The sequence below is a fragment of the Agromyces sp. Y575 genome (genome assembly GCF_059445445.1).
In genome coordinates, this window is the sequence record NZ_JCAIUI010000001.1 from 815,995 (window position 1) to 828,713 (window position 12,719).

Sequence of the window (12,719 nt, forward strand, 5' to 3'; positions counted from 1 at the left end):
CGCCTCAGTACAAAAGGTTCGTGAACCGTCGCCGCGCGGCGACGACTCGCGGGTCGTCGGTGCCGACGACCTCGAACAGCTCGACGAGCCGCTCGCGCACGAGATTCTTGCCATCGGCATCGAGGTTCGGGAACAACGTCAGCAACCGGTCGAACGCATCGTCGATGTGACCGCCCGACAGATCGAGGTCGGCGACGTCGAGCTGGGCACCGAGATCGTCCGGAGATGCTGCCGCAGCATTTCGGATCTCGTCGAGGGTCTTGCCCTGCAGCCGACCGAGCAGGTTCGCCTGAGCGAGCCCCGCCACGGCGAGGGTGTCACGCGGGTCCTGCGCGATCGCCGTGCGATAGGCGGATGCCGCGGCATCGAAGTCGCCGCGCTCGATCGCGTCGTACGCCTCTTGATGCAAGGGCGGCAACGGCTCCTCGACCGGCTCTGCGGGTGCAGCGTCACCAGTCTCGCCCTGCTCGATGCTGCCGGTCACGCCGTGCTGGCCGGCGAGCTCGAGCAACTGATCGAACACCTGGTCGATGACCTCGTCGGGCTGCTCCCCTGCGAAGAGCGGCACCGGCTGGCCGGCGACCACCGCGACGACCGTCGGGATGGACTGCGCCTGGAACGCCTGCACGAGCTGGGCGCTGCGATCGGCGTCGGCCGCAGCGAGCACGAGGCGTCCGCCCCGCGCACGAACGAGGCGTTCGAGCGTGGCGAGCAGCGCCTTCGACGGCTCACTCCAGGTCGCCCAGAGCGCGACGACGACCGGCACGGTGCGCGAGAGTTCGAGCGTGGCGCCGAACGCCGCGTCATCCGTCTCGAAGACGATCTGATCGGTCGGGCCGGATGCCGCGTGCGCACCTTGCGCATTCTGACCGGCCGGCGGCTGCCGTTGCACGAGGGCCGACAGGTCGACCGCGCCGCGAAGCGCTGCACCTGAGGGGGGAATCGGGTTGGTCACGGTATCTCCGATGCTCCGATGAGGCTTTCCGACCAGCCGAGCAGTCGGATCTGGTCGGCGGCGTCGTTGCCGACGCCCGGGACGTAGAAGAGCAGTTGGATGCCGATGACGCGCTGCACACCCTTCGCGCTCTTGTCGGCGAAGCCGGACAGTGCCGCGGCAGGACCCGGCTGATATCCGATCGTTCCGCCGTCATTCGGCACAACGTTTTCGGTCTGCTTGATCGAGACGGTCACGAGTGCGCCCGCGTCGTTCGTGGCGAGCGCGATCGTCGGACTGTCGCCGACCACATTCGAGAAGGTCGCGTCGACCGTGGCAGGCAGCCCGTCGTTCGTGGCCTGTTGCCCGGTCACCCCGAGTTGCTCTCTGAGCGCATCGCCCTCGGGGTCGAACATCGGCGCGAACTCCGAGGCGTCGCCCTTGATCAGGATGTCGGCGTAGGCCGCTGCAACCTGGCCGGTCGGCATCACGAGACCCTTGAACTCCGGAGAGATGGGCGGAGCACCGATCGACGCCGGTGCGACCTCGGGAATATCGGCATCGGGCGCGAGCGCCATCGCATAGAGGATCCGGTAGTTCTCGCGCGGCGTCTGCTGCACGAGCACGAGTGCCGTCGGTGCGATGGTCGGATCATCGGCGTTCTTCGCGATGGTGAGCACCGTGCGCGGCCAGCCTGTGGCCTGCTGCGGCAGCGTCAACGTGAGCGGCGATGCCGGAATGGGCGTGGGCGCTGGATGCTCGGCCAATGCGCCACGGATCGCATAATTGGCGGTGCGCGCCTCGAGCGCCGGCCCGGTGAATCGCTGTGCAGCAGCGGTCGCGTCGCGCGAGGTATCCACTTCGTTGGCGAACACCGCAACGCGACGCATGATGCGCTCCATTTGCGGAACCGTCACTGCCGGCTGCGCTTCGGGCACCGCCTCGCCCGCGTCTTCGGTCGCCGGCGGGGTGGCAGGAAGGGTGGCTGGCGCTGTCGTCTCGGGGGCGCTCTGGTCGAAGCTCGGCCAGTAATCGGACGAACACGCGCTCAGCGCGAGTGCCGGGATCACGAGGAACGGCACGATCGCTACACGCTTCGCGCGGCCGATCGCGCGACGAGCACCGCCGGCACCGACCTGGGTACGGCCCGGTTTCGGGGCGCTCGGAAGCTTGCCTCGCGACCCCTTCGACAGGTTGCGGCGAGGACCTCGCGAACGACGGTGGTTCATGAACCCTGAGATGAGGAGTGCGATTCCCACCAGGAAGACGAGTGCGCCGCCGACGATGAGCGGACCCGCCCACGGTGTGGCGTTGTCGAGCGGCCAATCGATCTTCACGCGCGAGGGAAGGGTGTCGCCGCCGCCGGCTGTGATCAACACCGAGATGCCATCGGGCACGTCGACCGTCGTGGTGAGCACCATGCTGTCGCTGAATTCGTCGAGCCAGAGGTCGGAGCCGACCGGTGAAGGAACGACGGCAGTCTCGGGCGGGGTCGTGGTGGCCGGTGGCGTGGCCGTCCCCGAGTCGTCGATGGGTTCGGCGACGACGATCTCGTTGGTCAGCTCGTCGGTGGCTGCGTCGTACCCCACGGCCACGTACTGCGTCTCGCCGAGCCAGGCTTCCACATCAGAGCTTCGCCCGTAAGCGAGGTACGCCTTCGGAGAGCCCGACACGGTGATCGTCTGCTTGCCGTCATGAGCCGCCAACGCCTCGGGGCCGACCACGACGAAGTCGGCCTCACCGCCCGAGAGCTGGGCGGACATCGAGACACGGTCGGGTTCGAGGAACACCGTGCGCTGGGCGATGCCGAGCCCGATCATCACGGCCGCGGCGATGAACGCCACGATTGCGAAGACGAAGCGCACGAACTGACCTCCACTGTCGCCAACGGCGATAACTGACAAGACAGTTCACACTATCGGCGGAATCTGGGAGACTCCTAACTGCTCGCTGAACGAGCGGTGTTCTACGCGTCTCCCCCGCGACCCGTAGAATCGGACGCACATCCCGCATGCGCCCCCACGAACGCGGGAACGAGCCCGGAGGAAGAATGGCCGTCGAAGAGACCGAGTTCACGCAAGTGTTCCGCGGATACGACAAAGACGAGGTCGACAAGGCGATCAATGGACTTCGCCGCGACATCATCGCAGCGAACAACCAGGGCACCGACAGCGTCAAGGAGACCAAGCGTCTCCTCGCCCGTATTGAAGAACTCACCGCTGAACTCGAAGAGGTCGGCAGCCCGACCTTCTCCGGACTCGGCACCAAGCTCGAGAACACCCTTCGCGTTGCCGAAGAGCAGTCGACCCGCCTCATCGCGCAGGCCGACATCGACGCAGAGAAGCTCCGTCGTGCCGCAGAAGACGAGGCGCACCTCATGCGCTCCGATGCGCACGAGCTCGCCGAGCGCACCCTCACCGAGGCGCGTGCGCAGGCCAACCGCATCCTCGAGAACGCCAGGGCCGAAGCCGACGACATGGTCTCCCGCTCGCACGAGTCGAGTGAACAGCTCCGGCAAGACGCCGCCCGTGACGCCGCGGCGATCCGCGGCGCCGTCGCGACCGAGACCGCCGAGATCCGCACAAGCGCGAAGCGCGAATCCGCCGCGATGACCGCCGCGGCCGAGCGCAAGGCATCCGAGATCCTGGCCGCCGCGAACACCGAGGCCGCCGACGCCCGTGCGACCGCCGCCGGCCTCACGCAGGAGACCGAGCAGACGCGCGCCGAAGTGGCCATCGAGCTCGACCGCGCACGCGCCGACCTGGCCCGTGAGACCGACCAGGCACGCATCGACCTCGCCGCGGAGACGGAGCAGTCACGCCTCGACCTCGAGCGCGAATCCGCCGAAGCACGCGCCGCGATCGATGCAGAGATCGCCGAGCGTCGTGCCGACCTCGTGCACGAGCTCGAGCAGTCACGTGCTGACCTCGACCGCGAGCTCGAAGGCATTCGCGCCGAACTCCTGCAGCAGCGCGAGCAGGCCAAGACCGACCTCGAGCGTGAGGCCGAGGCCGCCCGCCTGAAGCTGCAACACGAACTCGAGCGCATCCGTGCCAAGCACGCGGCCGACCTCGACCAGATGCGTGCAGACCTCGCCCTCGAGCAGGAGCAGGCGCGCGCCGACTTCGACGCCGAGTCCGAACAGGGCCGCATCGACCTCGACAACCAGCTCACCGCGATGCGCAAGAAGACCACTCACGAGGTCAACCGCATGCGACGCGAGATCGAGAAGGCCCACCTCGACCTGGCGTCCGAAGTCTCCACCAAGCGCGACGAGGCCGAGCAGGAGCTGCTCGCCGCCCACCAAGAGGCCGTCTCGCAGACGCAGAAGTTCCTCGAGGACGCCAACGCCGAACTCGCTGAAGCCGTCTCCCGCACGGCGGAGAGCCGCGCCGAAGCCGACCGACTCGAGACCGCGGTGCGCTCCGAGATCGCGGTCGTCCGCGACAAGGCCGACGACGACGCACGCGACCGCATCGCGGCCGCGCACGAGCAAGCACGCAAGCTCATCGCCGATGCTGAGGAGCGCACCCGTGCCCTCGTCGCCGATGCGGAAGACCGCCTCTCGCAGATCAGGATCGAACGCGACGCGGTCGCCGGCTACTTCGAAAGCCTGCGCGGCGTGCTCACACAGGCCGAACAGATCGCGGCCAAGACCAAATAGTCGGTTCGAAGAGAAGGCGCGGGCCGTTCCATGAAGATCCAGAACGCGTTCCGCATCGGGCTGGTCGGCACCCTCGGCGTCGGTGTCGGCCTCCTCATCCTCACCTCGGTCGTCACGCTCTCGACGATCATCACCTACATCGGCGCGGCCCTCTTCCTGGCCCTCGGCCTCGACCCGGCGATCAGCTGGGTCGAGCGCCGAGGGCTTCCGCGTTGGGCCGCCATCCTGATCGTCATGACCGGGGTCGGGCTCCTCGTCGCCGCTCTCGTGCTCGCGGTCGTACCGATCATCGTCGACCAGGTCAGCCAGCTCGTCGAGGAGATCCCGCGGATCGTCGATCGAATCGACTCCCAGGAGTGGATCGAAAATCTGAAGGACCAGTTCCCCCAGGTTCCGGTCGACGAGATCAACCACCAGGTGACCACCGGCCTCACCGATTTCTTCACCAATCCCGACAAGCTCAGCGAACTCGCCGGCGGCGTGTTGCAGGTCGCCGTGGCGATCGGCGTCGGCGTCTTCGGCGTCGTCATCGTCTTCATCCTCACGCTCTACTTCGCCGCGTCGCTGAACACGATGAAGCGCGCCGCCTACCAGCTGGTTCCCGCATCGAAGCGCGCTCGCTTCGCCGACCTCACCGAGCAGATCACGCAGTCGGTCGGCCGGTACGTGCTGGGGCAGGTCTCACTCGCGGCGGTCAACGGCGTCGCGAGCTTCATCTTCCTCTCGATCATCCAGGCACCGTTCCCGGCAGTCCTCGCATTCCTCGCGTTCCTCTTCTCACTGGTGCCGCTCGTCGGCACCCTGAGCGGCTCGGTAGTGATCGTGCTCGTCTGCCTGATCCCCGGCCTCGGCTCCCCGCTCACCGCGCTCGTCGCAGCGATCTACTACATCGTCTACATGCAGGTCGAGGCGTACGTGCTCAGCCCGCGCATCATGAACCGTGCGGTGAAGGTGCCCGGCGCGGTCGTCGTGATCGCGGCACTCGCCGGCGGCTCACTCGGCGGGGTGCTGGGCGCGCTCGTCGCGATCCCGGTCGCGGCAGCCACCCTCTTGATCATCAAGCAAGTCGTCATCCCCCGCCAGAACGAGCGGTGAGCGCCACCCGCCCTCGGCTCACGCTACCGGCGGGGGCCAGACGGTCGGCAGTGGCGCGGCCGCCGGGTTGACGACTGCAACGATCTCGTCGAGCACGCGGCGGGTCTGCGCCTCCCCGACCCACAAGTGCTTTCCGCCCGCGACATCGATGCGTGTGAGCTTCGGCAATCCGGCGAAGCGCTCGGCGGCTTCGGGCGGCCGCAGGTAGTCATCGTGCTCGGGAATCAGGGCGACGAGCGCCGGCGACGCGTCCTTCCACCGGGCGAGCTCATCATCGCTCGTGCGATGCAGCGGCGGCGACAACAGGATCGCCCCTTCGATGCCGTGCTCGAGCCCGTACTTCAGGGCGAGCTCCGTGCCGAACGACCAGCCGACGAGCCATGGGTGCGGCAGAGCCCGCTCCTCCACGAACGCCATCGCCGCCGCGACATCCGCTCGCTCGTCGATGCCATGACCGAACGAGCCCTCGCTCGTGCCGCGCGGTGAAGCGGTGCCGCGCGTGTTGAAACGCAGCACCGCGAGATCGGCGAGGGCCGGCAGCCGCGCAGCCGCCTTGCGGATGATGTGCGAGTCCATGAACCCACCGGCGGTGGGCAGCGGATGCAGCGTGACGAGTGTGGCGACCGGTGCGTGTTCCATCGGCATCGCAAGCTCACCGACCAGCGTCAGCCCGTCGCTCGTGTGCAGCTGGATCTCTTCGCGTCTGGCCGGCAGTTCGACACCCGCGCGGATTTCGATGGGTCCATCGCTCATGGGGTGCCGATCCTCCAACAGTGGATGTGCCAGTGGCGACGAGAGGCGAGATCTGCGGCGTCACCGAGCACGCCGTCAGCGCGCCACGCCACGAGGTGCGCCACTCCCAGCGTGACGTCGAGCCCGCATCCGGGGCAGAGGTAGGCCTTCACGGCCTGCGCCTCGGAGACCGGTTGCACGTTCCACTCGCGGCCACCGCGCGATTCGCTGCGCTTCCAGCCCGAGGTGAGACGTTCGACGTCGAGTTCCGGATGACCCTCTCGGGCACGATCCGCCCGACTCCGGGATCGGTTCGAGCGGGCCATGTCTCAAGTCTAAGCGAGGCAGCGGGTTCGCTTCACGCGCGAACGGCCGACTCAGTACCAGCCGATGTCTTGCGAGTGGGCCCACGCTCCGCAGGGCGTGCCATACCGACCGGACACGTAGCCGAGGCCCCACTCGACCTGCGTTGCCGCGTTCGTCTCCCAGTCGGCTCCGGTCGTGGCCATCTTCGAACCGGGCAGCGCCTGGGGAATGCCGTACGCACCGCTCGACGCGTTGTACGCGTTCACCCGCCAGCCCGATTCCTTGCTCCAGAGCGCGACGAGGCAGTCGAACTCGCTCGACGGCCAGCCGCGGGCGGCGACTGCGCCGGCAGCGTACGCCTGCGCAGAGCCAGGATCGGGTGTGATCGCAGGCGGAGCCCAACCGCTTTCGGCGCTCGTCGAAGCAGGCGCGAGCTTGACTTCCTCGGGCTTCTTCTCGACGATGTAGCTCTCTTGACCCACATCGATCGAGTACTCGCCGTCGACCTCGATCGCCTGGACGTCGGCGCCACCGAACCGGTCACCATCGGTCGCGAAATTCGAGGAGGCGGTCGCTCCCGAGAACGGGTCGACGATGTTCACGAGGAGAAAGCTCACGGACGCCGCGAAAGCGAACACGACGGTTGCGGCCTGCTTGACCCGACCGGTGCGTGCGGGTCTGACCGCGACGGGAGTGCTGTCAGGCGTCGATCGACGCGACTGGACCGTCTCGTCACTGTCTGTATGCCTACCCACGATGGCACGAGTGTATCGGAGGTTGGCCTGCCGTGGCGAGCTCGACTCGCGCGTTCACCGCACCGCCAGCATCACGTCGACGACAGCGTCGAGCAGGAGATCGACCTGAGCCTCGCGATACCCGCCTCGTTGGGTCTTGAACACGACCGTGCGCACGTTGTCGACCGAGATCGGCCAACCGTCCCTGAAGTAGCGGTTGAGCTTGTCGGCGAGTCGGTCGACGTCGCGCGTGCTGTATCCGCGAACCAGCGGGTTGACCCGATCGAACCGCCGGCCCTCCGGCCGCGCGAGTCTGTTGGAGACGACTTGAGCCGTCGTGCGCGCTTCACGCAACCACGCCTCGCCACCGTGCAGGCGAGCGGCGACCTGTCGCTCCTGCGCCGCGAACGCGTCTTCGAGTCGTTCCAACGCCTGATCGACGTGGGTCGTGGAGTAGCCGCCCTTCTCCATGCCGAAGGCCGTGAGCCGGATGCGATCGGACGTCAGCGGCTCGTCACCGGGTCTGACGGTGCCGTCGTAGGCGCGTCGGGCGAGCTGGAGGAACTCCTCGACCTGAGAGGTGTTGTACCCGAGCTTGGGCTTTCGTACGCGAGGGAAGGTGGCATCCACCGCTCCATTATTGCGGAGCCGCAGCGCCGAGGCTCACCCGAAGATCCGGAAGGCGACGAATGCGACGGCGGCCGACGGGAGGATCGAGTCGAGTCGATCGAGGATTCCGCCGTGCCCGGGCAACCAGGAACTCATGTCCTTGATGCCGATGTCGCGCTTGATCAACGATTCGACCAGGTCGCCGAGACTTGCGCTCAGGAAGATCGCTGCCCCGAAGATGAGTCCGAACCACCACGTGTTGCCGAGCATCAGCGTCGAGAGCAGCACGCCGGCCAGAAGGCTCGCGCCCGCTCCCCCGGCGAAGCCCTCCCAGGTCTTCTTCGGACTGATGATGGGCGCCATCTTGTGCTTGCCGAACATGAGCCCGAAGGCGTAGGCGCCTGTGTCGGCCGCGACGGCGATGGCGATGAATGCGAGCGTCCAGAGTTCGCCTCCCTCGGCCGCCGTCAGCACCACCGCGAAGGTCGCGAGGAAGGTGACGTAACCCTGCACGAACGCTCCCGCGACGAGGTCGCGGGCGAGCGCTCGTGCCGACGAGCGCCGCAGTGACGGCACCATCTGTTCGCCGAGCCGCCAGAGCGCGACGATCAGGATGCCGCCGAGCACGGCGATCAGCTGCCCGCCTGCTCCGCCGTAGTACGAAAGCGGAACTGCGGCCACGGCAACCGCAACGGTCGGGATGCGAGGAACGTGATAGTCGGCCTTGCGCAGCGCCTGCGCGAGCTCGTAACTCGCGAACGCGGCGATGAACACGGCGAAGAGCATGAACAGCTCTTTGATCCACAGGAGGCTGAGCAGCAGTACGACACCGAACGCGAGTCCGATGAGAATCGCGAGGATCAGGTTGCGGCCGGTGCGGGCCTTGATCTTCTCCTGCGCCTGATCGAACTGCGCCCTGCTGACCTCGAACTGACGTTCGAGATCGGCCTTGCGTGCGTGTACCTGCGCACGGAACTCGTCGCGCGAGGTTCGTTCAGGCCCCCCGGCGTCCGACTGATCCTCTTCTGGGACGCCCGACATCTTCTTGCCTCAGACCTCGAGGAGTTCGGCTTCCTTGCGCTTCAAGGCCTCGTCGATGGCATCCACGTTGGACTTCGTGATCTGCTCGAGTTCCTTCTCTGCGCGCGAAACCTCGTCGTCGCCCACCTCGCCCTTGAGGGAGTCGAGGTCGTCCTTCGCCTTGCGGCGGATGTTGCGCGCCGAGACTCGGGCGTCCTCCGCCTTGGCACGCACGATCTTCACGAACTCGCGCCGGCGTTCTTCGGTGAGCTCGGGCAGCGTCACCCGAATGATGTTGCCGTCGTTCGACGGATTCGCACCGAGGTTCGGAGTGTCGCGGATGGCTTGCTCGATGTCTTTCAGCGCGCCCTTGTCGTACGGCGTCACCAACAGCGTGCGGGCCTCGGGGTTCGCGAGCGAGGCGAGTTGCGCGAGTGGGGTGGGAGTGCCGTAGTAGCTCACCAGGATCTTCTGGAAGAGCTGTGGGTTGGCCCGACCCGTGCGTACGGTCGCGAAGTCGTCTTTGGCGACCTCCACGGCCTTCTGCATGCGTGCGGTGGCATCGGAAAGTACGTCCGCGATCACGGGGGCTCCTTCTGGTTCGCTACTCTGGACAGTCTACCGACTGGCGGCGGGCACGCCGTTGCTGACGATGGTGCCGAGGTCGGCGCCGAGGATCGCCGCAGTCACGTTGCCGTGCGGTGTCATGCCGAATACCTGCATCGGCATGCCGTTGTCCATGCACAAGCTGAATGCCGTCGAGTCGACGACCTTGAGCCCTCGCTGCAGCGCCTCCTGGTAGCTGATGCGGTCGATCTTGCGCGCGTCGGGATTCGTGCGCGGGTCGTCGGAGTAGACGCCGTCGACACCGTTCTTCGCGACGAGCACGACCTCGGCACCGATCTCGAGCGCCCGCTGCGCGGCGACCGTGTCAGTCGAGAAGTACGGCAATCCGGCGCCGGCGCCGAAGATGACGACCCGGCCCTTCTCGAGGTGGCGCTCCGCACGGCGCGGGATGTACGGCTCTGCGACCTGCGTCATGGAGATCGCCGACTGAACGCGCGTCTCGGCGCCGGCCTGCTCGAGGAAGTCCTGCAGGGCGAGCGCGTTCATCACGGTGCCGAGCATGCCCATGTAATCGGCCCTGCCGCGGTCCATGCCGCGCTGGGAGAGCTCGGCACCGCGGAAGAAGTTGCCGCCGCCGACGACGATGGCGATCTCGACGGTTCGTGCTGCATCGGCGATCTCGCGTGCGAGTGCGCTGATCACGTCGGGATTGACGCCGAGCGACCCCGCCCCGAACGCCTCACCCGAGAGTTTCAAGAGGACCCTGCGCTTGTGTTCCGTCATGCCGACCGATCCTTCCCTGTGGGTGTAAAACTACTGGTTCGCCGACCGCGGCGCAGCGTCGATTGTCGTGCGTGTTCGACGAGTGCGGGGCGTCGGGCATCCGAAATCACTCCGGACACAGCAAAGGAGTCCGGATCGCGAACGATCCGGACTCCCGTGGTGCACCTAGGCGCCGACCTTGAAGCGAGCGAAGTCGCTCACCGTGAGGCCTGCACCTTCGAGAACCTTCGCGACGGACAGCTTGTTGTCTTTCGCGTAGTCCTGCTCGAGCAGCGCGACCTGCTTGAAGAAGGCGCCGAGGCGACCTTCGATGATCTTCGGAAGGGCGGCCTCGGGCTTGCCCTCCTCACGCGAGATCTGCTCGACGATGCCGCGCTCCTTCTCGACCGCGTCGGCCGGAACGTCCTCGCGGGCGAGGTACTCCGGGTTCGCGAACGAGATGTGCTGGGCGACCGAGCGAGCGGTCTCCGCGTCGTCACCGGAGTAGCCGAGCACGACGCCCACCTGCGGTGGGAGGTCTTTCGACGTCTTGTGCAGGTAGATCGAGAAGTGCTCGCCCTTGACGAGACGGATGCGACGAAGCTCGACCTTCTCGCCGAGGATCGCGGCTTCTTCGTCGATCACGACGGCAACGGTCTTGCCATCGGCCGGCGCGGCCAGGGCGGCCTCGACGGTCTCGGCACGAGCCGCGGCGACGGCCGCGAGCACTCGGTCGGCGAGGCCGACGAACTTGTCGCCCTTGGCGACGAAGTCGGTCTCGCAAGCGAGCTCGATGATCGTGGCGGTGCCGTCGCCGTTGTCGACGGCGGCGACGAGGCCCTCGGCGGTGGAGCGGTCGGCACGCTTCGCGTTGCCCTTCGCGCCCTTCAGGCGGAGGATCTCGACGGCCTTCTCGAGGTCACCGTCGGCCTCCACGAGTGCGTTCTTCGTGTCGACCATGCCGGTGCCGAGGCGCTCGCGCAGGTTCTTGACGTCTTCGAGAGTGAAGTTGGCCATATCTGTAAGTCTCCTGGACTCGTGGTCTTACTTGGACTCGGCGGCGGGCTCGGCCTCGACGACCGGCTCAGCCTCGACGACTGCTTCAGCCTCGACGACCGGCTCGGCCTCGACGACTGCTTCAGCCTCGACGACTGCTTCAGCCTCGACTGCTGCTTCAGCGTCATCGGCCGACTCGGTCGCGGCTTCCGCGGTGGCATCCGCTGAAACGACCTCGACGATCTCGGCGACCTCTTCGGCCTCGGCCGTTGCGCCGTCGACCTTGTCGGTCTCGGGCGAGGACTGCTCGGGCGTGCCTGCCTGGAGGAGCTCCTGCTCCCACTCGGCGAGCGGCTCGACGGCGGAGACGTTGCCCTCGGCCTCGGGCTTCTGGTGGCGCTCGATGAGGCCCTCAGCAGCGGCGTCGGCGACGATGCGGGTGAGCAGGCTCACCGAACGGATCGCGTCGTCGTTGCCCGGAATCGGGTACTGGACCTCGTCGGGGTCGCAGTTCGTGTCGAGGATGCCGATGACGGGGATGCCGAGCTTCTTGGCCTCGTCGATCGCCAGGTGCTCTTTCTTGGTGTCGACAACCCAGAGCGCCGAAGGCGTCTTCGTCAGGTTGCGGATACCGCCGAGCGACTTGTGCAGCTTGTCGAGCTCGCGCTTCTTGATGAGCAGCTCTTTCTTGGTGAAGCCACTCGTGGTGCCTTCGAAGTCGAGCTCCTCGAGCTCCTTCATGCGCGCGAGGCGCTTGGAGACCGTCTGGAAGTTGGTGAGGAGGCCACCGAGCCAGCGCTGGTTCACGTAGGGCTGGCCGACGCGGGTCGCCTGCTCGGCGATCGCGTTCTGCGCCTGCTTCTTGGTGCCGACGAAGAGGATGGTGCCGCCATGGGCGACCGTCTCGCGCACGAAGTCGTACGTCTTGTCGATGTAGGCGAGCGACTGCTGCAGGTCGATGATGTAGCTGCCCGACCGCTCCGTGAGGATGAAGCGCTTCATCTTCGGGTTCCAACGGCGGGTCTGGTGCCCGAAGTGAACGCCGCTGTCGAGCAGCTGGCGAATGGTGACGACGGCCATGAGCCGTACTCCTTTGTTCTCAGTTGTCGCTCCGGCCGGCGGCTGGAGCCCTGGCGCCCGGCACGGCTCCGCCTGCTCCGGCTGTCGAAACAGCATGGAGCGGGACTGAGTGGAGTCGTCGGCCGAAATGGCGCGCGTAGTCACCCCGGAAGACCGGAGTGCTCCCGACACTCTATCATCGGCACTCCCCCTCCCCAACCGCGTCTGGTTCGCCGTCGTC

The 12,719-nt window shown here is 67.0% G+C and carries 13 protein-coding genes; 2 read left to right on the forward strand and 11 right to left on the reverse strand.

What is annotated here, in order from left to right; genetic code table 11:
• Positions 1 to 4: 4 nt before the first annotated feature.
• Together AC1C2U_RS03925 and AC1C2U_RS03930 are read right to left on the reverse strand one after the other, a co-directional pair.
• Positions 5 to 955 carry a co-chaperone YbbN gene (locus AC1C2U_RS03925; RefSeq protein ID WP_495360400.1) on the reverse strand — a complete coding sequence of 317 codons (951 nt, stop codon included), beginning with the start codon at positions 953 to 955 and terminating at the stop codon, positions 5 to 7.
• Positions 952 to 2,838: a DUF8094 domain-containing protein gene (locus tag AC1C2U_RS03930; RefSeq protein WP_495360401.1), complete on the reverse strand. Its 1,887-nt coding sequence runs from the start codon at positions 2,836 to 2,838 to the stop codon at positions 952 to 954. Before AC1C2U_RS03930 ends, AC1C2U_RS03925 begins: the two co-directional genes overlap by 4 nt.
• A 146-nt stretch (positions 2,839 to 2,984) precedes the next feature.
• Here AC1C2U_RS03930 and AC1C2U_RS03935 point away from each other — a divergent pair, with 146 nt between their 5' ends.
• On the forward strand, positions 2,985 to 4,598 hold the full coding sequence (locus AC1C2U_RS03935) for a DivIVA domain-containing protein (protein WP_495360402.1): 1,614 nt from the start codon (positions 2,985 to 2,987) through the stop codon (positions 4,596 to 4,598).
• A 30-nt stretch (positions 4,599 to 4,628) separates the two neighbouring features.
• Positions 4,629 to 5,693 carry an AI-2E family transporter gene (locus AC1C2U_RS03940; protein ID WP_495360403.1) on the forward strand — a complete coding sequence of 355 codons (1,065 nt, stop codon included), beginning with the start codon at positions 4,629 to 4,631 and terminating at the stop codon, positions 5,691 to 5,693.
• 18 nt (positions 5,694 to 5,711) lie between these two features.
• Here the strand turns inward: AC1C2U_RS03940 and AC1C2U_RS03945 are convergent, their stop codons facing one another.
• The 9 genes from AC1C2U_RS03945 to rpsB all read right to left on the reverse strand — a co-directional run bounded on the left by AC1C2U_RS03945 (position 5,712) and on the right by rpsB (position 12,499).
• Positions 5,712 to 6,446: an alpha/beta hydrolase gene (locus AC1C2U_RS03945; RefSeq protein ID WP_495360404.1), complete on the reverse strand. Its 735-nt coding sequence runs from the start codon at positions 6,444 to 6,446 to the stop codon at positions 5,712 to 5,714.
• Positions 6,443 to 6,751 (reverse strand): Rv1322 family protein, encoded by a 309-nt coding sequence (locus tag AC1C2U_RS03950; RefSeq protein WP_495360405.1) that lies wholly within the window; start codon positions 6,749 to 6,751, stop codon positions 6,443 to 6,445. Before AC1C2U_RS03950 ends, AC1C2U_RS03945 begins: the two co-directional genes overlap by 4 nt.
• Before the next feature lie 51 nt (positions 6,752 to 6,802).
• Positions 6,803 to 7,486: an aggregation-promoting factor C-terminal-like domain-containing protein gene (locus AC1C2U_RS03955; RefSeq protein WP_495360406.1), complete on the reverse strand. Its 684-nt coding sequence runs from the start codon at positions 7,484 to 7,486 to the stop codon at positions 6,803 to 6,805.
• Positions 7,487 to 7,540: 54 nt separating this feature from the next.
• Positions 7,541 to 8,095, reverse strand: a complete 555-nt coding sequence (locus tag AC1C2U_RS03960; RefSeq protein WP_495360407.1) for a DivIVA domain-containing protein — start codon at positions 8,093 to 8,095, stop codon at positions 7,541 to 7,543.
• A 33-nt stretch (positions 8,096 to 8,128) separates the two neighbouring features.
• Entirely contained in the window at positions 8,129 to 9,115 is a 987-nt protein-coding gene (locus AC1C2U_RS03965; RefSeq protein WP_495360408.1) for a phosphatidate cytidylyltransferase, read from the reverse strand.
• Between the two features lie 9 nt (positions 9,116 to 9,124).
• Complete coding sequence (gene frr, locus AC1C2U_RS03970; protein ID WP_495360409.1) at positions 9,125 to 9,679, reverse strand: ribosome recycling factor; 555 nt, start codon at positions 9,677 to 9,679, stop codon at positions 9,125 to 9,127.
• Positions 9,680 to 9,712: 33 nt separating this feature from the next.
• Positions 9,713 to 10,444 (reverse strand): UMP kinase, encoded by a 732-nt coding sequence (gene pyrH, locus AC1C2U_RS03975; RefSeq protein ID WP_495360410.1) that lies wholly within the window; start codon positions 10,442 to 10,444, stop codon positions 9,713 to 9,715.
• 165 nt (positions 10,445 to 10,609) lie between these two features.
• Positions 10,610 to 11,440 carry a translation elongation factor Ts gene (gene tsf, locus AC1C2U_RS03980; protein WP_495360411.1) on the reverse strand — a complete coding sequence of 277 codons (831 nt, stop codon included), beginning with the start codon at positions 11,438 to 11,440 and terminating at the stop codon, positions 10,610 to 10,612.
• 27 nt (positions 11,441 to 11,467) lie between these two features.
• The gene (gene rpsB / locus AC1C2U_RS03985; RefSeq protein ID WP_495360412.1) at positions 11,468 to 12,499 is read right to left on the reverse strand and encodes a 30S ribosomal protein S2; all 1,032 of its coding nucleotides are present in this window, start codon (positions 12,497 to 12,499) and stop codon (positions 11,468 to 11,470) included.
• Positions 12,500 to 12,719 lie beyond the last annotated feature (220 nt).

Excerpts from the sequence above, each read along its gene's own strand:
- AC1C2U_RS03965 (WP_495360408.1), bottom strand. The coding sequence starts at position 9,115 with ATGTCGGGCGTCCCAGAAGAGGATCAGTCGGACGCCGGGGGGCCTGAA.
- tsf (WP_495360411.1), bottom strand. The coding sequence starts at position 11,440 with ATGGCCAACTTCACTCTCGAAGACGTCAAGAACCTGCGCGAGCGCCTC.
- AC1C2U_RS03935 (WP_495360402.1), top strand. The coding sequence starts at position 2,985 with ATGGCCGTCGAAGAGACCGAGTTCACGCAAGTGTTCCGCGGATACGAC.
- pyrH (WP_495360410.1), bottom strand. The coding sequence starts at position 10,444 with ATGACGGAACACAAGCGCAGGGTCCTCTTGAAACTCTCGGGTGAGGCG.
- AC1C2U_RS03940 (WP_495360403.1), top strand. The coding sequence starts at position 4,629 with ATGAAGATCCAGAACGCGTTCCGCATCGGGCTGGTCGGCACCCTCGGC.
- rpsB (WP_495360412.1), bottom strand. The coding sequence starts at position 12,499 with ATGGCCGTCGTCACCATTCGCCAGCTGCTCGACAGCGGCGTTCACTTC.
- AC1C2U_RS03945 (WP_495360404.1), bottom strand. The coding sequence starts at position 6,446 with ATGAGCGATGGACCCATCGAAATCCGCGCGGGTGTCGAACTGCCGGCC.
- AC1C2U_RS03950 (WP_495360405.1), bottom strand. The coding sequence starts at position 6,751 with ATGGCCCGCTCGAACCGATCCCGGAGTCGGGCGGATCGTGCCCGAGAG.